Raw genomic sequence first — 24,201 nt, forward strand, 5'->3', positions numbered from 1 at the left:
TTACTTCTTGCCCGCGTCGCGGAGCGCCTTCATCAGCAACTCCGCCACGGACTGCACCACCGGATCGCGTAGCAGGGTGTAGTGGGTGCCCGGGAGGCAGTGCGACTCCAGCCGGTCCCCAACAAGCGCCGTCCAGCCGCCGTCTCCCGTGCCCGTGTCATCGGCGAGCTCCTCCGCCTGGATGCGCACCACGCGCTGATCCATCGCGGGCGGGTGGTAGCGCCGGGCCGCTTCGAGGTTCGCCTCGAAGACCTGGAAGAGAGCCGTGGCGTCCACTCCGGAAGGCAGCGCGCCGGACCGGGCCGCGGACTCCAGCACCTTCGCGAGCGCGGCTTCAGGCTCCAGCGTCGCCAGCTCCGCCGTGTCCACGTCCAGGTCCGCCAGCGACACGCCCATCAGGTCCTGCGCGAACAGGCCCACCGCCAGCGTGCGGTCCAGGTCCGGCTCCGAGTCCGGCACCGCCTGGGGCACGTACGAGTCGATCATCGCCACCAGCACCACCGCTTCACCTGCTTCGCGGAGCTGATGCGCCATCTCGTAGGCGATGACGCCGCCCAGGGACCAACCGCCCAGGTGATACGGGCCGTGGGGCTGGGCCTCTCGCACCACCCGCACGTAGCTGGCGGCCAGGGACTCCACGGTGTCCAGTGGCTGATCCGTACCGTCCAGGCCGCGGGCCTGGAGGCCGTAGAAGGGCTGATCCGGTCCCAGCCTCCGCGCGAGCTCCGCGTAGGCCAGCACGTTGCCTCCCACCGGGTGCACGCAGAAGAACGGAGGCACGCTGCCCGTGCCTCCCTTCGTGAAGGGCACCAGCGGGGTGAAGGGCTTCGGCTCGGCCTCTCCCAGCAGGACCGCGAACCGCTCCACGCTGGGAGCCTGGAAGAGCGCCGACAGCGGGAGCTTCCGGCCCGTCTCCCGGTGCACCGCCGCCATCAGCCGCACCGCCAGCAGCGAGTGCCCTCCCAGCTCGAAGAAGCTGGTGCGCACGTCCACGGTGGACACGCCCAGCGCCTCCGCCCAGAGCGCCGCGATCCGCGCCTCGGCTTCGTTCCTGGGGCCCACATGGGTCTCGGTGCTCACGGGTCCGTCCACGGGGACGGGCAGCGCCTTGCGGTCCACCTTGCCGTTGGGCGTCAGCGGCAGGACGGGCAGGGCGACGTAGGCGGCCGGGACCATGTACTCCGGCAACGAACGCTGCAGGTGTCCCCGCAGCGTCGCGGTGTCCACCTCCGGCGTCACGTACGCCACCAGTCGCGGGAGGCCGGGGACATCCTCCCGCAGCAATACCGTCGCGTCGCGGACGCCCGGAGACGCACGCAGCGCGGCTTCAATCTCCCCCAGCTCGATGCGGTAGCCGCGCAGCTTCACCTGGAAGTCGACCCGGCCCAGGTACTCCAGGGTGCCATCCTGCATCCACCGGACCCGGTCACCCGAGCGGTACATCCGCGCCCCGGGCTCCGCGCTGAACGGGTGGGGGATGAAGCGCTCCGCCGTGAGGTCCGGCCGGTTGCGGTAGCCGCGCGCCAGGCCCTCGCCCGCGATGTAGAGCTCGCCCGGGACGCCCACGGACACGGGGTTCAGGTTCGCATCCAGGACGTACACGTCCAGGTTCAGCAACGGGCGCCCGATGACGGGCGTGGGCATGGGGCTGCCCTGGATGGGGGCGAGGGTCGCGTTCACGGTGATCTCGGTCGGACCGTAGGCGTTGAAGGCCCAGGTCCGCTCCGTCGCCGCGAGCGTGCGCCACGTCACCTCGTCCATCGCCTCGCCTCCGATGGAGCAGAGCGCCGGCACGTGCTCTCGCTCCAGCAGGCCCGCCTCCAGCAACAGCTGGTACTGCGACGGCGTGGTGTCCAGCACGTCGATGCGGTGCTGCGCCACCCACGCGAGCATCGCCTCCGGATCCCGCCGCACGGCCTCCGGGACGAGGAACAGGCAGTGGCCGTCCAACATCAGCGACAGCTGCTGGACCGACGCGTCGAAGAAGTACGGCGCGTTGACGCTGGCCCGCAGCGGCCGGGACGACGCCCGGTCGAAGCAGGCTTCGTTCATCGCGCGCCGCAGGTGCGCCAGCGAGCGGTGCTGGATCATCACGCCCTTGGGCACGCCCGTGGAGCCCGACGTGTAGATGACGTAGGCCAGATGCTCCGGCCGCACGCCCGAACGCGGGTTGCCCGGCGAGGACGCTTCGATGCGCCGCGCGTCCGCGTCCAGCCGCACCACGTGCCGCGCAGGCGGCTGCCACGACTCCACCTGCGCCTGGGTGGTCAGCAGCACGGTCGCGCCGCTGTTCTCCAGGATGAAGGCCCGTCGCGCTTCAGGAGCCGCCGGGTCGAGCGGCACGTAGGCGCCGCCCGCCTTGAGGATGCCCAGGATGGCGACGATGGCCTCCGGCGAGCGCTCCAGGCAGAAGGCCACCGGTACATCCGGGCCCACGCCCAGCGTGCGCAGGTAATGCGCCAGCTGGTTCGCGCGCACGTTGAGCTGGTGGAACGACACCGTCGTGTCGCCCATCACCACGGCGGGTGCCTTGGGCGTGCGCGTCACCTGCTGTTCGAAGCGCGCGTGGAAGGGCACGTCGGCTTCGAAGGGAGCCGTCTCGCCGCTCCACTCCTCCAGCACCCACTGGCGCTCCTCCGCCGTCAGCAGGGGCAGGCTGTCCACCTTCGCGTCCGGCCGGGCGACGGCGGCTTCCAGCAGCTGGAGGAAGTGATCCGAGAGCCGGCGGGCCGTGGCGGGTTCGAAGAGGTCCGTGGCGTAGGAGAGGACGCCCTCGAAGCCCCGCTCCGTACGGGCCAGCGTCAGGTCCAGGTCGAACTTCGTCGAGGCCAGGTCCACCTCCACCGGGCGCAGCGTCAGCTCCGGCAGGCGCACCTCCGCGTCCGGCATGTTCTGGAGCGTGAAGAGGGCCTGGATGAGCGGCGTGCGCGACAGGTCGCGCGCGGGCTGCACGGCCTCCACCAGGCGCTCGAAGGGGATGTCCTGGTGTTCATACGCGCCCAGCGTGGTGGTGCGCACCTGCGCGAGCAGGTTCCGGAACGACGGGCGACTGTCGAACCGTGCGCGCAGCACCAGCGTGTTGACGAAGAAGCCGATGAGGCCCTCCGTCTCCGCGTGGCGCCGTCCCGCGATGGACGTGCCCACCAGCAGGTCCTCCTGACCGGAGTACCGGTGCAGCAGCGTCTGGAACGCCGCGAGCAACAGCATGAAGGGCGTGGCCCCTTCGCGCTGGGCCAGGGCCTCCACGGCTTCGCTCAACGGCTGCGACAGGCGCACCGGGAACGTCGCGCCCCTCGCGGACCGCTGCGGCGGACGCGGCTTGTCGGAGGGCAGGGCCAGGGCCTGTGGGGCTCCGGCCAACTGCTGCGTCCACCACGCGAGCTGCGCGTCCAGCACCTCGCCCTGGAGCCAGCCGCGCTGCCACACGGCGAAGTCCGGGTACTGCACCGGCAGCGGAGCCAGCGGCGAGGGCTGGCCTTGCCGGAAGGCCTCGTAGAGCGCGGTGACTTCACGCACCAGGATGCCCATGGACCAGCCGTCGCCAATGGCGTGGTGCATGCACAACAGCAGCACGTGATCCGCTTCGCCCAGCTTCAAGAGCGTGAGCCGCACCAGCGGTCCCATGGCGAGGTCGAAGGGCTTCAGCGCGTCCTCGCTCGCGAGCCGCACGGCCTCCATCTCACGTGTGTCGTCAGGCAGGCCCGTCAGGTCCACCACCGACAGAACTCCGGTGGGGGCAGGGTGCACGTGCTGGCGGGGTTCGCCGTCGTGGGATTCGAACGTCGTGCGCAGCGCTTCGTGGCGTTCCACCAGCGCATCGAAGGCCTGCCGGAGCGCGGGCACGTCCACCGTGCCGGAGAGGCGCAGCGCCGAGGGCATGTTGTAGAGCGCGCTGCCCGGGTCGAGCTGATCGATGAACCACAGCCGCTGCTGTGCGAACGACAGCGGATGCGGACCGGTGCTCGTCGCTGGACGCAGGGGCGGGAGGGCGTTGGCCTCCGGTGCATCCGGCAGCCGCTGGGCGAGCGCCGCCACGGTGGGGGACTCAAACAGCGCCCGGACTCTCACGTCCACGCCGAAGCGGGCGCGGATGCGGGAGACCAGCTGCGTGGCCAACAGCGAGTGTCCGCCCAGCTCGAAGAAGTGGTCGTTGCGGCCCACCACGGGCACGTTCAACAGCTCCTCCCACAGCGAGGCCAGGGCCACCTCCGCGGGTGTCGCCGGGGCCTCGTAAGAACGCGCCGCATGCAGCCGCGCCCCCGGCGCGGGCAGCGCCTTGCGGTCCACCTTGCCGTTGGGCGTGAGGGGCAGGGCGCCCAGCGCGATGAACGCGGCGGGCACCATGTACTCCGGCAGGGTCCGCCGGAGCTGCTGACGCAGGGGCGCGGTGTCCACCTGGGGCGCGACATAGGCGATGAGCCGGTCGTCGTGGAGGCGGACGACCGCGTCCCGGATGTCCGGGTGCACTCGCAGCGCGGCTTCGATTTCGCCGAGTTCGATGCGGTAGCCGCGCAGCTTCACCTGGAAGTCCAACCGGCCCAGGTACTCCAGCGTGCCGTCCTCGCGCCAGCGGGCCTTGTCGCCCGTGCGGTAGAGGCGTGCCCCCGGTTCCGCGCTGAACGGATCCGGCACGAAGCGCTCCGCCGTCAGGGCGGGCTGGCCCAGGTAGCCGCGCGTGACGCCTTCACCGGAGAGGCACAGCTCTCCCGGCGTCCCCACGGGGACGGGGCGCTGGTGCGCGTCCAGCACGGACGCGCTCAGGTTCGTCAGCGGCCGGCCAATGACGGGCGTGGCGTGGGGCGAGCCCGTGATGCACGCCCAGGTCGCATACACCGTCACCTCCGTCGGGCCGTAGAGGTTGAACGCCTGCGTTCGCCGCGTCGCCGCGAGCGTGCGCCACGTCACCTCGTCCACCGCCTCACCGGCGAGGAGGACGTACGCGGGCACGTGTGCCTGCTCCAGGAAGCCGGCCTCCCGCAGCAGCTTGAACTGCGACGGCGTGCAGTCCAGGACGTCCACCCGCTGCTGCTCCAGCCACGCGAGCATCGCCTCCGGGTCGCGCCTCACGTCCTCCGGGACAACGCACAGGCAGTGGCCCTCCACCATCAGCACCAGCTGGCCCACCGACACGTCGAAGAAGGACGGCGCGTTGAGCGCCACCCGCATGACCCGGGCCGCGCCGGTGAAGCATGCTTCGTGCATCGCGCGCCGCAGGTGCGCCAGTGAGCGGTGCCGTACCATCACGCCCTTGGGCGTGCCCGTGGAGCCCGACGTGTAGATGACGTAGGCGAGATTGCCCGCGCCCGCCGACGGCGGCGGGTTCTCCGCGAGCCCTTCCGAGGGTCCGACAAGGTCCGCGTCCAGCCGCACCACATGGGGCACCGCCGGGGACCACGCTTCCTGCTGCGCCTGCGTCGTCACCAGCACGGACGCGCCACAATCCTTCAGGACGAAGGCCTTGCGCGCGGCGGGCGCCGCCGGGTCCAGCGGCACGAACGCGCCCCCGGCCTTGAGCACCGCCAGCAGCGCGACGACGCTCTCCGCCGACCGCTCCAGGCACAGCGCCACCGTCACCTCGGGCCCCACGCCGAGCGACCGCAGGTGCCACGCGAGTGAGTTGGCCCGCGCGTTGAGCTGTTGGAAGGACAGCGTCGTCCCACCGAACACGACGGCGTCCGCGTCCGGCGTCTCCGCGGCCTGCCGCTCGAAGCGTGCGTGCAGCGTGGCGTCACGCTCGAAGTCCACCCGCTCGCCGCTGCTCATGCGCACCAGCCGCACCAGCTCCTCCGGCGAGACAAGCGACACGTCCGCCAGCGGCACGTCCGGCGCGCCGCACACGGCCTCCAGCAACCGCCGCACCTGGGCGAAGAGCCGCTCGATGGTGGCCGTGTCGAACAGGTCCGCCGCGAAGCCCAGGTGGCCCTCGTAGCCTTCCGCGGAGCGGCTCATGTTCAGGGCCAGCTCGAACTGCGAAGGGGCGGCACCCTCCAGGTGCGCTGGCGCCACGGTGAGTCCGGGCACCGCCAGCTCCGTCACGGGCGCGTTCTGGAGCGCGAACATCGCCTGGAAGAGCGGCGTGCGGCCCAGGTCGCGCTCGGGCTGGAGCGCTTCCACCAGGTGTTCGAACGGGATGTCCTGGTGCTCGTACGCGCCCAGCGTGGTGGCGCGCACCTGCGCGAGCAGCTCGCGGAACGTCGTCCTCGCGCCGAAGCGCCCGCGCAGCACCAGCATGTTCACGAAGAAGCCGATGAGGCCCTCCGTCTCCGCGTGGCGGCGGTTCGCGATGGGCGAGCCCACCAGCACATCGTCCTGTCCGGAGACTCGCGACAGCACGGCCTGGAACGCCGCCAGCAGCGCCATGAAGGGCGTGGCGCCTTCGGCCTGCGCCAGTGCGTCCACGCGCTCGCTGAGAGCGCGAGGCAGTGACACCTGGATCCGCCCACCGCGCCGGTCAGCACCCACCGTCCGCGGCCAGTCCGTGGGCATGTCCAGCACGAAGGACGCTCCGGACAGCTGCTGCTTCCACCACTCGACCTGCGCCTGGAGCACGCCGCCCTGGAGCCAGCCGCGCTGCCAGACGGCGTAATCCGCGTACTGCACCGGCAGCTCCGGCAGGACGGCGGAACGGCCCGCGCGCATGGCCTCATAGAGGGCCGTGAGCTCCCGCACGAGGATGCCCAGCGACCAGCCGTCGGAGACGATGTGGTGCAGGTGCAGCACCAGCACGTGCTCCCGTTCATCCAGCTTCATCAGCAGCGCGCGGATGACCGGTCCGCGCTTCAGGTCGAACGGCTTCAGCGTCTCCGCGTGACCCAGGCGCTGGGCCTCGGCCTGCCTCGCGGCGCGGCTGCCCAGGACCGTCAGGTCCACCGTCTCCAGCGGGACGTGGCCCTCCGGACGGATGTCCTGCACGGGCTTGCCGGCCTCCATGCGGAACGTGGTGCGCAGCGATTCATGCCGCGCCATCAGCGCGTCCAGGCTTCCACGCAGTGCTTCCACGTCCAGGTCGCCGGTGAGGCTCAGCGCCAGCGGCACGTTGTAGAGCGGGCTGCCCGGTTCCAACTGGTCGATGAACCACAGCCGCTGCTGCGCGAAGGACAGCGGCGGCGCGGACGTGCGCTCGGCGCGGACCAGCGGCGGCGCCTGGGTGCGGCGGGCATCCACCAGCCGCTCCGCCAGTGAGGCCACCGTGGGAGACCGGAACAGCTCGCCCAGCGGCAGCTCCACGCCCAGCGATGAACGAATGCGCGACACGACCTGCGTGGCCAGCAGCGAGTGCCCACCCAGTTCGAAGAAGTCGCCGTGGATGTCCACGGTCTCCAGGTGCAACACCTCCGCCCAGATGTCCGCGAGCGTCTTCTCCAGCGCGCTTCGGGGGACGGCGGTGGAGCTGTCCGCGACACGGGCCTGGGGCGCGGGCAGGGCCTTGCGGTCCACCTTGCCGTTGGCGCTCAGGGGCAGCTTCGGCAGCACCACGATGGCGGACGGCACCATGTAGTCCGGCAGCTGCTTCTGCACGGCTGCCCGTAGGGCTCCCGTGTCCAGGCGCTCGCCGCTCACGACATAGGCGACCAGGCGCTTGTCGCCGGGCACGTCCTCACGCACCACGACCACCGCCTCCTGGACTTCCGGCGACTGGCGCAGCACCGCTTCGATTTCGCCCGGTTCCACGCGGAAGCCTCGCAGCTTCACCTGGAAGTCGGTGCGGCCCAGGAACTCCAACGTCCCGTCACGCTGCCAGCGCACGCGGTCGCCCGTGTCGTAGAGACGCGCTCCGGGTTCAGTGGCGAAGGGGTGGGGGATGAAGCGTTCGGCGGTGAGGTCCGGGCGCTGGAGGTAACCCCAGGCCAGGCCGTCTCCGCCCACGTACAGCGTGCCCGGCACTCCCGGCGGCACGGGCTGGAGCGCCGCGTCCAGCACCCACGCCGTGGAGTTCGACAGCGGCCGGCCGATGGGCACCGAGCGGCCCACGGTGTCCCCAGCGCGCAGCGTGTGCGTGGCGGAGAACGTCGTGTTCTCCGTGGGGCCGTAGCCGTTGACCAGCACGGCCCCCGGGGGCAGCCGCTTGAGGTGTTCCCGCACGCGATCCACGGGCAGCACGTCACCGCCCGCCAGCACCTGCTTCACCCGAGCCAGCGCGTCACCCTGGTGCAGCACCATCTGCTCGTAGAGGGCAGCGGTGAGCCACAGCGTGGTGATGCCCTCGCGCCGCAGCAGCGCTCCCGTGTCTCCAAGCGACAGCGCGCCCGCGGGGGCAACCACCAGCGTTGCGCCGTTCAGCAGCGCGCCCCAGACCTCCAGCGTGGACGCGTCGAAGGCGAGGGATGCCAGGTGGAGGAAGACCTCTTCGGGGCCGAAGTGGATGAAGTCCGCGCCGCGCACCAGGCGCGTGATGCCCCGGTGCGGGACGCTGACGCCCTTGGGGCGCCCCGTACTTCCCGACGTGAACATCACGTAGGCCAACGCCTCCGAGGACACCGACACGTCCAGCGCCGCTTCGGGCTGCCGTGCGATGGCGGCGGCGTCCGCGTCCAGCAGGACCAGGAGGTCCGTCATGGCCGGCAGTTCGTCGGCCACCGCTTCCTCCGTCACGAGCAGGCTGACGCCCGCCTCACGCAGCACCCACGCGATGCGCTCCGCGGGAGCATGGGGGTCCACCGGCACGTAGGCCGCGCCGGCCTTCAGGATGCCGAGCAGGGCGGTGATTCCCTCGAACGAACGCTCCACGCACAGGCCCACCCGGTGGCCGGGCCGCACGCCCTGACGCCGCAGGTGGTGCGCGAGCTGGTTCGACGCCCGGTCCAGCGCCGCGTAGGACATCCGCCGCTCCCCGGCCTTCAGCGCCGTGGCGTCCGGCGTGCGCGCGGCCTGTTCCGCGAAGAGGGCGCCCACGGACGCGTCACGCGGGAAGTCGCGTGAGGTGCCGCTCCAATCCGAGAGCAGCCGCTGGCGCTCCGCCGGTGAGAACCACGGCAGCTCTGGCAGCCGCAGGTCCGGCGAGTGGAGCGCGGACTCCAGCAGCACCCGCAGGTGCTCCACCATGCCGGCCACCGTGGCCGGCTCGAACAGGTCCTGGTTGAAGCCCAGCACGCCCTCGAAGCCGTCCCGTCCCCGGGTCAGCTCGCATTGCAGGTCGAAGAGGGTGGACTCCTTCAGGGGCTCCCGGGCCTTGAGCTTCAACCCCGGCAGCGCCAGCTCCGGCATGGGGGCGTTCTGGAGCGCGAACGTCACCTGGAAGAGCGGCGAGCGGCCCAGGTCACGCTCCGGCTGGAGCACCTCCACCAGCTTCTCGAAGGGGAGGTCCTGATGCTCGTACGCGCCCAGCGTGGTGGCGCGCACCTGTTCCAGCAGCTCCCGGAAGCCCCACGTCCCGCGCACCCGGGTGCGCAGCACGAGGGTGTTCGCGAGGAAGCCGATCAACGACTCCGCCTCGGCGTGGCGACGGCCCGCGATGGGCGCCCCCACGAGCACGTCCTCCTGCCCGGAGTACCGGTGCAGCATCCACTGGAAGGCCGCGAGCAGCACCATGAAGGGCGTGGCGGACACCTGCCGCGCGTACGCCTCCACCGCTTCGCTCAGCTCCCGCGACAGGACGAAGGTCCGCGCGCCGGCGCGATAGGCCTCCTGACGGACCGGACGCGGGTGGTCCGTGGGCAGCTCCAGGTAGGGCGCGGCGCCCTCCAGCTGGTCGCGCCAGTACGCCAGCTGCGACTCCAACACGTCGCCCTGCAACCAGGCGCGCTGCCAGAGGGCGTGGTCCGCGAACTGCACCGTGAGCTCCGGCAGGGGTGACGGCTGCTCCGCCACGAACGCCGCGTAGAGCGCGCCCATCTCCCGCACCAGCACGCCGGTGGACCAGCCATCGGTGACGATGTGGTGCGTGTTGAGCAGCAGCACGTGCTTCGTGGGCCCCAGCTTCATCAGGAGCCCCCGGAACAGCGGGCCCTGCTCCAGGTCGAACGGGCTGGAGGCCTCTTCCCGCGCCAGCCGCGACACCTCCGCCTCCCGGGCCTCGGGCGTCGGGAGCGCGGACAGGTCCGCGTGCCGCAGGGCCATGGGGAACGGCGGGTGGATGACCTGCGACGGCGTGCCTTCGTCCGAACGGAAGGTCGTGCGCAGCGCTTCGTGGCGGCGCACCAGCTCGTCAAACGCGGCCAGCAGGACGATGACATCCAGCGAGCCGTCCAGGTCCAGCAGGTACGGGAGGCTGTAGGCGGTCCCCGCGGTGCCCAGCTGCTCGATGAACCACAGGCGCTGCTGCGCGAAGGACAACGGCAGCACGTCCGGCCGTTCCACGCGGCTCAGTGAGGGCAGCGCGGGCGCGGACGCTGCTTTCCGCTGGGACGGCTGGAGCGCGTCGATGCGGCGCGCCAGCTCCGCCACGGTGGGCCCTTCCAGCAGGGCCCGCAGGGGCAGCTCCATTCCGAAGCGCGCGCGCACCCGCGAGACGAGCTGCGTGGCCAGCAGCGAATGGCCTCCCAGCTCGAAGAAGCCGTCATGACGGCCCACCGCCGGGACTCGCAGCACCTCGCTCCACAGCGTGGCCAGCGTCGCCTCGGTGGGCGTCGCGGGCGGTTCGACGACGCGCACCTGGGCGGGGGTGGCCTCCGGCGCGGGCAGCGCCTTGCGGTCCACCTTGCCGTTGGGCGTGAGGGGCAGGGCGTCCAGCGCGATGAACGCGGCGGGCACCATGTACTCCGGCAGGGTCCGCCGGAGCTGCTGACGCAGGGGCGCGGTGTCCACCTGGGGCGCGACATAGGCGATGAGCCGGTCGTCGTGGAGGCGGACGACCGCGTCCCGGATGTCCGGGTGCGCTCGCAGCGCGGCTTCGATTTCGCCCAGCTCGATGCGGTAGCCGCGCAGCTTCACCTGGAAGTCCAACCGGCCCAGGTACTCCAGCGTGCCGTCCTCGCGCCAGCGGGCCTTGTCGCCCGTGCGGTAGAGGCGTGCCCCCGGTTCCGCGCTGAACGGATCCGGCACGAAGCGCTCCGCCGTCAGGGCGGGCTGGCCCAGGTAGCCGCGCGTGACGCCTTCACCGGAGAGGCACAGCTCTCCCGGCGTCCCCACGGGGACGGGGCGCTGGTGCGCGTCCAGCACGGACGCGCTCAGGTTCGTCAGCGGCCGGCCAATGACGGGCGTGGCGTGGGGCGAGCCCGTGATGCACGCCCAGGTCGCATACACCGTCACCTCCGTCGGGCCGTAGAGGTTGAACGCCTGCGTTCGCCGCGTCGCCGCGAGCGTGCGCCACGTCACCTCGTCCACCGCCTCACCGGCGAGGAGGACGTACGCGGGCACGTGTGCCTGCTCCAGGAAGCCGGCCTCCCGCAGCAGCTTGAACTGCGACGGCGTGCAGTCCAGGACGTCCACCCGCTGCTGCTCCAGCCACGCGAGCATCGCCTCCGGGTCGCGCCTCACGTCCTCCGGGACAACGCACAGGCAGTGGCCCTCCACCATCAGCACCAGCTGCCCCACCGACACGTCGAAGAAGGAGGGCGCGTTGAGCGCCACCCGCATGCCCCGGGCCGCGCCGGTGAAGCATGCTTCGTGCATCGCGCGCCGCAGGTGCGCCAGTGAGCGGTGCCGTACCATCACGCCCTTGGGCGTGCCCGTGGAGCCGGACGTGTAGATGACGTAGGCGAGATTGCCCGCGCCCGCCGACGGCGGCGGGTTCTCCGCGAGCCCTTCCGAGGGTCCGACAAGGTCCGCGTCCAGCCGAACCACGCGGGCCACCTCCGGGTGCCACGCATCCTGCTGCGCCTGCGTCGTCACCAGCACGGACGCGCCACAATCCTTCAGGACGAAGGCCTTGCGCGCGGCAGGCGCCGCCGGGTCCAGCGGCACGAACGCGCCCCCGGCCTTGAGCACCGCCAGCAGCGCGATGACGCTCTCCGCCGACCGCTCCAGGCACAGCGCCACCGTCACCTCGGGCCCCACGCCGAGCGACCGCAGGTGCCACGCGAGTGCGTTGGCCCGCGCGTTGAGCTGCTGGAACGACAGCGTCGTCCCGCCGAACACGACGGCGTCCGCGTCCGGCGTCTCCGCGGCCTGCCGTTCGAAGCGTGCGTGCAGCGTGGCGTCACGCTCGAAGTCCATGGCGCCGCCCGCGCCGGTGCGCAGCAGCCAGTCCCGGTCCCCGGAGGACAGCAGCGATACGTCCTCGAGCCGGGCGTCCGGCTGGAGCAGGTCCTCCAGCGCCTGCCGCCACTGGCCCAGCACGCGCCGCACGGCGTCCGCGTCGAAGCGGCCCGCGTCGTAGGCCAGGCGCAGCTGCAGCTCGTCGTGCGGCACCACGGTGGCCGTCAGCGGGAAGTTCGTGCTCTCCCCCAGCTCCAGGTCGCGCAGGTCCATCGCGCTGAAGCGGCGCAGCACCGATTCGTCGAACGGGTAGTTCTCGAAGACGAGCAGCGACTGGAACAGCGGCTGTCCGCGGGGGATGTCGCTCCAGCCGTGCGCGCTGACGAGCGGCGTGTACTGGTGTTGCTGGATGCCCAGCAGCTTCGCCTGGAGTGCCTGGAGCCACGGCAGCAGCGCCTCACCGTCACCGGGCAGCGTGATGCGCACCGGCTGCGTGGTGATGAGCAGGCCCAGCATGGACTCCGCACCCGGCAGCTCCGGCGGACGGCCGGAGAGCGTGGTGCCGAAGAGCACGTCGCGCGTGTCCGCGTGGCGCGCCAGCACCAGCGCCCAGGCCGCCTGCGCCAGTGTGTTGAGCGTGAGCTGATGCCTCCGCGCGAAGGCCTCCAGCGCGGTGGTGTCCGCCTTCGACAGCTTCAGCTCCAGGTCGGGCGGGTTGGCGGAACCCGCGGGCCGCTCGGCGGCGGGCCTCGCGGCGGGCAGCGGCGTGGGCGCCGACAGCCCCGCGAGCTGGTCGCGCCAGAAGCGCTCGTCTTCCAGCTCGTCGCGATGGCCCAGCCACGCGATGTAGTCGCGGAACGGAGGCCGTCCGGACGGAGGCAATGACGCCCCGGCACGCAGGGTGTCGTAGAGGGCGAAGACCTCCTGGAAGAACAGACCCATGCTCCAGCCGTCCATCACCAGGTGGTGGTGACTCCAGAGGAAGCGCCAGCGCGCATCCCCCAGGCGCACCACCGTCATCCGCGTCAGTGGCGCCCGCGACACATCGAAGCCGCGCGCGCGGTCCTCCGCCGTGAGCTTCGCCAGCGCGGCCGGCTGCTCCGCCTCCGGCAGGTGGCGCCAGTCATGGACGACGAACGGCAGCGTGGCGTGCGAGTGCACCGCCTGGAGCGGGGACTCCAGTCCCTCCCACACGAACGCGGTGCGCAGATTGGGGTTGCGGTCCACGGCCGTCTGCCACGTCCGCCGGAGCAGCGCGATGTCCACGTCCGAGTGGATCGACCACGCGGCCTGCTCGAAGTAGTAGGCCGCGTCCGGATCATTCAGGGCGTGGAAGAGCATGCCCTCCTGAAGCGGAGAGAGGGGGAAGAGGTCCTCCACCGTGGGGCCCTGCGCCGCCAACACCGAGTCCAGCGCGGCCTGGGACAGGCGGGCCAGCGGGAAGTCGCCGGGCGTGCGCCTGCGCGCGTCTTCCGAATGACGCTGGGCGATGAGCTCGCGCAGCACTCCGAGGAAGCGCTCCGCCAGCGTGCGCACCGTTGCTTCGTGGTGCACCTGATGGCTGTAGCCGAACGTCATCTGTAGCCGGCCCTGGAACACCGAGCCGTCCACGGCCAGCGCGTGCGGGGGCACGGCACGGGGCTCCACGTAGGCGCCCACCGGCTCGTCGCTCATGGTGAAGAGGGTGCTGGCGGCGGCCGTACCGTCCAGCTGGCCCAGGTAGTTGAACGACACCTGCGCCCGGGGCAGCGCGGCAAACCGGGCCCGCGTCTCCGCCGAGCCCAGGTGGCGCAAGAGGCCATGGCCCACGCCCCGCACGGGCCACGCCTTCAGCGTGTCACGCACGGCCCGCAGGCGATCTCCCAACGAGCCGCCCCTGGGCAGCCGCAGCAGGGCAGGGGCAATGGACGTGAACCAGCCCACGGTGCGCGACACGTCCACGTCCGCGAACAGCTCCTCGCGGCCGTGGCCTTCCAGGTCGATGAGGACGTCCGGCTTCCCCGTCCATTCGCCCAGTGCCTGCGCGAGCGCCGTCAGCAGCACGTCATCGATGCGCGCCCGCCAGCCGGTGGGCGTCTCCTGGAGCAGCTGTCGCGTCTGCTCCGCGTCCAGCTCCACGGTCACCCGCCGGTGCGAGGCGTAGGTGTGCGGGCCCGGGCCATCGGTGGGCAATGGGGCCACGTCGCCACGCGAGGCCTCCAGCCAGAAGGCGGCCTCCGCGCGCATCGCATCCGACAGGGCGTGCGCCTCCAGTCGGCGCGCCCAGGACAGGAACGACGTCGTCTTCGCGGGCAGCACGGGAGCCCGGGCGGACTGGAGCTGGAGGAAGACGGCCTCCAGGTCCTCCACCAGGATGCGCCACGACACCACGTCCACCACGAGGTGGTGGATGATGAGCAGCAGGCGCTGCGGCTCACCGGCACCGAAGTGGAACAGCGCCGCGTGCACCAGTGGCGGCGTCGCCAGGTCGAAGGCCGCCTGGAGGCGCGCGGCCTCCCGCTCCATCGCGGCGGGCCGGGCCTCCGGGGGCGACATGGACAGGTCCACCTGGAGGAGCACGGGCCGCGCGGCCTCGGGTGCCACGCCCTCCTGGCGCCACGTGCCTCCTTCGGCCTGCACGTACCTCAGGCGCAGGGCATCGTGGTGGGCGACGAGCACCTGGAGTGCCTGCTGGACCTGCTCGGCCTGGAGCGGCTGACGGGCCTTGAGCAGCAGGGCGTGATTGAAGTGGTGCGCGTACCTCGGCTCACGCTCGAACAGCTCCACCTGGATCGGCGTGAGGGGCGCCTCGCCCACCACCGGACCCTGCTCCGCGAGGCTGACTGCGCCGTCCCGCGCCACCGCCGCCAGCGCGCCCAGGGTGGGGTGCTGGAACAGGTCCTTCACCTGCAACCGCACGCCGGCCTGCCTCGCCCGCGACACCACCTGGAGGCTGATGATGGAGTCGCCGCCCAGCTCGAAGAAGTTGTCGTCCAGGCCCACGCGCTCCACGCGCAGGACCTGGGCCAGCACCTGGGCCAGCACCTCTTCCCTCCGCGTGCGCGGCGCGACGTATTCACGCCGCGAAGCGTTCTTGCCTTCCGGCGCGGGCAGGGCCTTGCGGTCCACCTTGGCGTTGGCCGTCAGGGGCAACGCCTCCAGCAGGACGAAGGCCGAAGGCAGCATGTAGTCCGGCACCCGCTGGCGAATGAAGTCGCGCAGCGCCTCCGGCTCCGGCGCGGGAGGAGCGACGACGTACGCCACCAGCCGCCTGTCCCCAGGCACGTCCTCGCGCACCAGTACCACCGCGTCCCGGACGTCCGGGTGCGCTCGCAGCGCGGCTTCGATTTCGCCGAGCTCGATGCGGTAGCCGCGCAGCTTCACCTGGAAGTCCAACCGGCCCAGGTACTCCAGCGTGCCGTCCTCGCGCCAACGGGCCTGGTCGCCCGTGCGGTAGAGGCGCGCCCCCGGTTCCGCGCTGAACGGGTCCGGCACGAAGCGCTCCGCCGTCAGGTCCGGACGGTTCAGGTAGCCGCGCGTGACGCCTTCACCGCCGATGCACAGCTCGCCCGGCGCGCCCACCGGCACCAGCCGCTGGTGCGCGTCCAGCACGTGCGCATGCAGGTTCGCCAGCGGCCGGCCCATGACGGGCGTCTCTTGAGCCGCGTCCTGGATGCGCCAGTCCGCCGCGTTCACCGTGCACTCCGTGGGGCCGTACTCGTTGAACGCCCGCGTCCGGTTGGATGCACGCAGCTGGCGCCAGGAGCTCTCGTCCACCGCCTCGCCACCGACGGAGATGACTCCAGGCACATGGGCGCGCTCGATAAGGCCCGAGGCCAGCATCAGCCGCAGCTGCGACGGCGTGCAGTCCAGCACGTCGATGCGCTGCGCCTCCAGCCACGCCCCCATCGCCTCCGGGTCCTGCCTCAAGACCTCCGGCACGACGTGCAGGCAGTGGCCGCTCAGCAGCTGGACCACCTGCGCGATGGACGCATCGAAGTGCAGCGGCGCGTTGACGGTGACGCGCTGGCCCGGTGACAGCCCCGCGTGCAGGCTGCGGGTCAGCGCCTGGTGCAGGTTGAGGACCGACCGGTGCTGCACCATCACGCCCTTCGGCGTACCGGTGGAGCCCGAGGTGTAGATGACGTACGCCAGGTTCGCCGGGCCCGCCGCTGGCGGCAGGTTCTCCGAAAACCTGTCCGACTGTCCGACAGGTTTTTCGTCCAGCCGCACCAGATGGGGCACCTCTGGGCGCCACGCTTCTTGCAGGGCCCGCGTCGTCACCAACACCGACGCGCCGCTGTCCTTGAGGACAAACGACTTGCGCGCGGCTGGGGCCAATGGGTCCACCGGCACGAAGGCTCCTCCGGCCTTGAGCACCGCCAGCAACGCCACGATGGCTTCCGCGGACCGCTCCAGGCACAGGCCCACCATCACCTCCGGGCCCACTCCCAGCGACCGCAGGTGCCAGGCGAGCTGGTTCGCCTGCGCGTTGAGCTGCTGGAACGACAGCGTCGTCCCTCCGAACACGACGGCGTCCGCGTCCGGCGTCGCGGCGGCCTGCCGTTCGAAGCGCGCATGCAGGGTGGCGTCGCGCTCGAAGTCCATGGCGTCGCCGCGGCCGGTGCGCAGCAGCCACGCGCGGTCCTCCGCGGGCAGCAGCGACACATCCGCGAGCCGGGCGTCTGGCTGGAGCAGTCCCTCCAGCGCCTGCCGCCACTGGCCCAACACGCGCCGCACGGCGTCCGCGTCGTAGCGGCCCGCGTCGTAGACCAGTTGCAGCTGGAGCTCTTCACGCGGCACCACGGTGGCCGACAGGGGGTAGTTCGTGCTGTCGCCGAACTCCAGGTCGCGCAGGTCCATCGCGGTGAAGCGGCGCAACACCGAGGCGTCGAACGGGTAGTTCTCGAAGACGAACAGCGACTGGAAGAGCGGCTGTCCTCGGGGGATGTCGCTCCAGCCGTGCGTCGAGACCAGCGGCGCGTACTGGTGCTGCTGGATGCCCAGCAGCTTCGCCTGAAGCGACTGGAGCCACGGCAGCACCGGCTCGCCATCAGCGGGCAGCGTGATGCGCACCGGCTGCGTGGTGATGAGCAGGCCCAGCATGGCATCCGCGCCCGGCAGCTCCGGCGGACGGCCGGAGAGCGTGGTGCCGAAGAGCACGTCACGTGTGTCCGCATGGCTCGCCAGCACCAGCGCCCAGGCCGCCTGCGTCAGCGTGTTGAGCGTGAGCTGATGCCGCCGCGCGAAGGCCTCCAGCGCGGAGGTGACGGGCGCAGGCAGCGTCACCTTCACGTCGGGCCGCTTGTCGGACGTGGTGGGCCGCACCAGGGACGCAGGCCGCGCCGAGGGCAGGGGCGTGGGCGCCGAAAGGCCCGCGAGCTGATCTCTCCAGAAGTGCTCATCCTCCACCGCGTCGCGGCGGTCCAACCACGCGATGTAGTCGCGGAACGGGGGCCGGCCCGCGGGCGGCGGCGCCGTCCCGGCGTGCACGGCGTCGTAGAGCGCGAAGACCTCCTGGAAGAACAGGCCCATGCTCCAGCCGTCCATCAGCAGGTGGTGGTGGCTCCAGAGGAAGCGCCAGCGCGCTTCGCCCAGGCGCACCACCGTCATCCGAGACAGCGGCGCTCGCGACACGTCGAAGCCGCGCGCGCGGTCCTCCGCCGTGAGCTTCGCCAGCGCGGCCGGCTGCTCCGCCTCTGGCAGGTGGCGCCAGTCGTGGATGATGAACGGCAGCGTGGCTTGCGAGTGCACCACCTGGAGCGGCGACTCCAGTCCCTCCCACACGAACGCGGTGCGCAGGATGGGGTTGCGGTCCACGGCCGTCTGCCACGTCCGCTGGAACAGCGTGATGTCCACGTCCGAGTGGCTCGACCATCCGGCCTGCTCGAAGTAGTAGGCCGCCTCCGGCGTATTCAGGGCATGGAAGAGCATGCCCTCCTGGAGCGGGGACAGCGGGAACAGGTCCTCCACCGTGGGGCCCTGGGCCGCGAGCACCGCGTCCAGCGCGGCCTGGGACAGGCGGGCCAGCGGGAAGTCGCCGGGCGTGCGCCTGCGCGCGTCCTCCGAATGGCGCTGGGCGATGAGCTCGCGCAGCACTCCGAGGAAGCGCTCCGCCAGCGCGCGCACCGTCGCCTCGTGGTGCTGCTGGTGGCTGTAGCCGAACGTCATCCGCAGCCGGCCCTGGAACACCGAACCGTCCACGGCCAGCGCGTGCGGCTGCACGGCCCGGGGCTCCACGATGGGCCCCACCGGCTCGTCGCTCATGGTGAAGAGGGTGCTGGCGGCGGCCGTGCCGTCCAGTTGGCCCAGGTAGTTGAACGCCACCTGCGCGCGGGGCAGCGAGGACAGACGGGCCCGCGTCTCCGGGGGGCCCAGGTGGCGCAGCAGGTTGAAGCCGATACCGCGGCCGGGCCACGCCTTCAGCGAGTCCCTCACGGCGCGCAGACCGTCACCCAGCGAGCCGCCCCTGGGCAGCCGCAGCAGGGCCGGCGCCACGGACGTGAACCAGCCCACGGTGCGCGACACATCCACGTCCGAGAACAGCTCCTCGCGGCCGTGACCCTCCAGGTCGATGAGGACGTCCGGCTTCCCCGTCCATTCGCCCAGCGTCTTCCCGAGCGCGGTCAGGAGCACGTCGTCGATGCGCGCCCGCCAGCCGGTGGGCGTCTCCTGGAGCAGCTGGCGCGTCTCCTCCGCGTCCAGCTCCACCGCGACGCTGCTTCGTGACGCGTATGTGTACGGGCCCGGGCCATCCACGGGCAGCGGGGCCACGTCGCCGCGCAGGGCTTCCTGCCAGAAGGCCTCCTGCGCTCCCAGCTCGTCGGACAGGGCGTGCTTCTGGAGCCGCTGCGCCCAGGACAGGAACGACGTCGTCTTCGCGGGCAGCACCGGGGCGCGAGCGGACTGGAGCTGGAGGTACGCCGTCTCCAGGTCCTCCACCAGGATGCGCCACGACACCGCGTCCACCACCAGGTGGTGGATGATGAGCAGCAGGCGCTGCGGCTCACCGGCCCCGAAGTGGAACAGCGCCACGCGCACCAGCGGCGGTGTCGCCAGGGCGAAGTCCGCCTGGAGGCGCGCGGCCTCCCGCTCCATCGCGGCGGTCCGGGCCTCCGGAGGCAGCATGGACAGGTCCACCTGGACGAGCACGGGAGGCGCTTCCACGGGCGCCACGCCTTCCTGGCGCCACGTGCCGTCCCCGGCGCGGACGTAGCGCAGGCGCAGGGCGTCGTGGTGGGTGACGAGCGCCTGGAGCGCCCTCTGCAACAGGTCGGCCTTCAGCGGCTGACGGGTCTTGAGCAGCAGGGCGTGGTTGAAGTGGTGCGGGTACGTCGGCTCCCGCTCGAACAGGTCCACCTGGATGGGCGTGAGGGGCACGTCGCCCACCACCGGGCCCTGCTCCGCGAGGGTCGCCTCGCCGTCGCGAGCCACGGCCGCCAGCGCGCCCAGGGTGGGGTGCTGGAAGAGGTCCTTCACCTGCAACCGCACGCCGGCCTGTCGCGCCCGGGCCACCACCTGGAGGCTGATGATGGAGTCGCCGCCCAGTGCGAAGAAGTTGTCGTCCAGGCCCACGCGCTCCACGCGCAGCACCTGCGCCAGCACCTGCGCCAGCGCCTGCTCCTTCCGCGTGCGCGGCGCGATGTACTCGCGGCGCGAATCGCGCTGCCCCTTCGGCGCAGGGAGCGCCTTGCGGTCCACCTTGTCCTGCGCCGTCAGCGGCAGGGACTCCAGCGGGACGAAGACCGACGGCAACATGTAGTCCGGCACCCGCTGGCGCATGAACTCGCGCAGGGCCTCCGGCTCGGGGACGGTCGCGGGGACGACGTAGGCCACGAGCCGCTTGTCGCCGGGCACGTCCTCGCGCACCACGGCCACGGCCTCGCGCACCTCTGGATGCGCGGACAAGGCGGCCTCCACCTCCGCCAGCTCGACGCGGAAGCCGCGCACCTTCACCTGGTGGTCGGTGCGGCCCAGGAAGTCCAGCACCCCGTCCGGCCGCCAGCGCGCCAGGTCGCCCGTGCGGTAGAGGCGCGCTCCGGGTTCGTTGGCGAAGGGGTGGGGGACGAAGCGCTCCGCGGTGAGGTCCGGCCGCGAGATGTAGCCGCGCGCCAGTCCCTCGCCGCCGATGAACAGCTCGCCCGGGACACCCGGGGGCACGGGCTGCCCGTGCGCGTCCAGGACGTACAGCTCCGTGCACGTGATGGGCCGGCCCAGGGGCACGGGGGTCTCCACGCGCGCGGGGTCCGACATCTCATGCACGGAGGCGATCACCGTCGCCTCCGTGGGGCCGTAGCAGGCGAGGAACGTGAGGCCCGGATGCGCCTCCAGCACCTTGCGCGAGTGCACGGGCGGGATGACGTCGCCGCCCGAAATGAGCCTGCGCACGCCGCGCAGCGCCTCCGGCTTCAGGTCCACCACCTGCGTGAAGAGGCCCGCCGTGAGCATCATCGACGTGACGCCGTGACGCTGGATGACCTGCGTCAGCACCTCCAGGTCCGAAGGCGACGTGGGCGGGAACACCACCAGCCGCCCGCCGTGGAGCAGCGGCCCCCAGATCTCCAGCGTCGCCGGATCGAACGAGATGGGCGCGACGTGGAGGAACGTCTCACCCGCGCTCATGTCCACGAAGGCCGGGTGGTGCAGCAGGCGCATCACCGCGCGGTGCTCCACCGCGACGCCCTTGGGACGCCCGGTGCTGCCGGACGTGAAGTCCACGTAGGCCAGGTGGCGCGAACGCACCCCTGACACCACGGGCGCCGTGGGCAGGTCCGAGGCGCCGAGCTCCTCCACGAAGACGGACTCAACCCCTTGCGGCAGGGGCACCGCCGCGCGCATCGCCCGAGCGGTGAGCACCCACTTCGCGGGCGCGTCCTCCAGCATCGCGGCCAGGCGCGGCGCCGGGTAGGTCGGGTCGAGCGGCACGTATGCGCCCCCGGCCTTGAGGATGGCGAGCAGGGAGACGATGAGCTCCAGGGAGCGCTCCAGGCACACCGCCACCAGGACGTCCGGGCCCACGCCGCGCTCACGCAGCAGGTGCGCCCACGTGTTCGTGCGCGCGTCCAGCTGCGCATACGTCAGGTGCGCGTCGCCGAACTCCACCGCCACCGCGTCCGGCCGCATCGCGACCTGACGGGCGAAGAGGTCCGGCAGGACGGCCTCGCGCGGGATGTCCTGGAAGGTGTCGTTCCAGGAGCGCAGCACCTGCTGGCGCTCCGCCTCATCCATGAGGGGCAGCAGGGCAACGGGCATCTGGGGATGGGCCACCACCTCGCGCGCCAGGGTCACCATGTGCCCGGCCAGGCGCTCCATGGTGGACGCGTCAAAGAGGGCGGTGGCGTACTCCAGGCTGCAGCTGAAGCCGGCGCGGCCCTCCACCACCTCCATGCCCAGGTCGAACTTGGACGTGCCGGTCGGCACCTCCACCTGGGTCAGCTCCAGCCCCGCCGGGCGGGCCTTGCCCTCCGGCGTGTTCACCAGGTTGATGCTCGCCTGGAACAGCGGAGTGCGGCTCAGGTCGCGCGGCAGCTCCATCGCGTCCAGCACGCGCTCGAACGGAGCGTCCTGGTGCGCGAAGGCCTCCAGGGCCTGGGTGCGCACGCGGCCCAGCAGCTCCACGAAGGACGGCATGCCGGACAGCCGCGAGCGGAAGGGCAGGGTGTTGATGAAGCACCCCATCAGCATTTCAAGCTCCGGACGCGTGCGGCCCGCGATGGGCGTGCCCACCACGAAGTCCTCCTGCCCGGAGTAGCGCGACAGCACCGTCTGGAAGAGCGCCATCAGCACCATGAACGTCGTGGCGCCGTGCTTGCGGCCCAGCGCGAGCATCGGAGCGGACACCTCCGCCGGCAGGAGGAAGGTGTACCGCGCGCCCGCGTAGGACATCACCGCCGGGCGAGGCCGATCCGTGGGCAGCTCCAGCGGAGGCGCACCGGCCAGGTGGTCCTTCCACCAGGCCACCTGCTTCTCCATCACGCCGCCTTCCAGCCACGCGCGCTGCCACACGGCGTAGTCCGCGTACTGCACCGGCAGCTCCGGCAGCGGCGACGGCTGTCCCGCGCGGAACGCGGTGTAGTTCACCGTCAGCTCATGCGCGATGACCATGGTGCACCACGCGTCGGACACGGCGTGGTGGAAGGTGACGAACAGCACGTGCTCCCGGTCCCCCAGGCGCAGCAGCGCCCCGCGCACGACTTCCTTCTCCAGGTCGAAGGGTTGGCGCACGGCCTCCTGGCAGAAGCGGTGCATCGCCGCTTCCCGCGCCTCCGGCGTGTCGCCGGGTGCGTCCCAGTGCTGGAGCGACAGTCCGCGAGGCGGGTGGATGACCTGCACCGCATGGTCGCCCTCCAGGGAGTACGTGGTGCGCAGCACCTCGTGGCGGACGACCATCATGTCCAGCGCGTCCTGGAGCGCGTCCCGGTCCAGCTCGCCCGTGAGCCGGAAGATGGCCGGGTTGTTGTACGCGCTGCTCGTGGGCTCCATCTGCTGGAGGTACCAGAGGCGCTGCTGCGCGAAGGACAGCGGCAACGGCTGATCCCGGCTCACGCGCGGGATGGGCGGGGGGCCCATGTTCGCCGCCGCCGGGACGGCGGGCGCCACCGGACGCGGCGCTTCCACTGCGGCGGGACGCGCCACGGGCGGAGGGGGGAGCCGCGACGGCGAGGCCACCGGCTCCAGCCGGCCATCCCCGCGCATGCGGGCGTGACGGCCGGTGCGGAACAGCTTCGCGGAAGCCTCGCGGGGGTGCGGCACCAGGCGGCGGTGCTCTTCGTCACCCGCGCGCCACAGCGCGGAGGGGAGCCCCGCGCCCGCGAGGGCCAGTTCACCCACCACACCCGCGGGCACGGGCTGACCGGCCGCGTCCAGCACCCAGGCCTGGAGGTTCGCGGGGATGCGCTCCGCCAACGTGCGCGGCAGCAGCGCGCCTTCCTGGGCGTCACCGGACAGCCACACCTCCACGCCCGCGGCCCGGTGCAGCGCCGCGCCCAGCTCCACCGACGCGCCTTCCAACACCAGCGCGCCCACGCGGGACAGGGACTCACGCGCTCCGGGCAGCTCGCTCAGCGAACGCGCCAGCCGCGCTGACGTGTGCAGCAGCACCGCGCCGGACTGGCGTGCCAGCTCCAGCAGGCCCTCCACGCCCGCCTCGGCCTCCACCAGCACCTGCTCCTGGCGGGCGGCGGCCTCCGCGTCCATGCGCTCGCGCACCACGGCCAGCCGGCGCAGGCCCTCCAGCACCACCGGCGTGTCCAGGCCGAAGTCGATGAGCGCCGCCACCTCGTCCACGTCCGCCGCGCGCACGTCGCGCAGCCGCTTCATCGCGCTGTCCACCGTGCCCAGCAGGCCGGTGTTCTTCGCGTGGTTCTCGAACGTGCGCTCCAGCACCGCGTTGATGTCGTCCGGCGACAGCTTCTGGACGTCGGTGATGCCCTGCGCCTGGAGCAGCGACGTGCTGATGTCCACGGAGCTTCGGAAGTAGCCGAGCAGCGGCTGGCGCACCGTGCGCAGCACCTCCTGTTCCTCGTCGCCCAGGTACGTGTGCAGCATGCAGGTGATGTGGCCGCGGCCCGGGTGCCCGTTGCGGCGCCACGCATCGCGGTACAGCGCCACCTTCTGCTTCAGCTCCTCCAGCGAGTGCGACAGCAGGCCCGTGAGCACGCCCGCGCCCAGCTCGCCCGCCATGCGGAACGTCTCCGGGTTGCCCGTGGCGGTGAGCCACACCGGCAGCTCCTTCTGCACCGGCTTCGGGCGCAGGCCGACCTCCGCCGTGCTGCCAGCGCCCGCGGGGCGCTTGAAGCGCTCGCCGCGCCACAGCGCGCGCAGCGTGGACAGCTTCTCCAGGAGGATGTCGCGGCGCTTCTCGTAGTTGGCCGGCGCGAAGGTGAAGTCCTGCGTGTGCCAGCCCGTGGCCACGGACAGACCCACGCGGCCCTGGGACAGGTTGTCCACCACGGACCACTGCTCCGCGATGAGCAGCGGATCATGCAGCGGCAACACCACGCTGCCGGAGCGCAGGCGCAGGTGCTTCGTGACGGTGGCCAGGCCCGCCGCCACCACGGCCGGCTGCGGGTACAGACCGCCGAACGAGTGGAAGTGCCGCTCCGGAGTCCACACCGCGGAGAAGCCGTTCGCGTCCGCGAACTTCGC

1 protein-coding gene (cut by a window edge) is annotated in these 24,201 nt (G+C 72.0%); it reads right to left on the reverse strand.

Translation table 11 applies throughout. The features are described 5' to 3' along the window. Positions 1 to 24,201 carry part of the coding region annotated (locus D7V80_RS22770) for a non-ribosomal peptide synthase/polyketide synthase (RefSeq protein ID WP_120590149.1) on the reverse strand (this coding region is incomplete at its 5' end). The annotated region continues 6,000 nt past the right edge of the window, so 24,201 of the 30,201 annotated nt are shown.

The sequence above is a fragment of the Corallococcus sp. CA054B genome (genome assembly GCF_003611625.1).
GTDB classification, from domain to species: Bacteria; Myxococcota; Myxococcia; order Myxococcales; family Myxococcaceae; genus Corallococcus; species Corallococcus coralloides.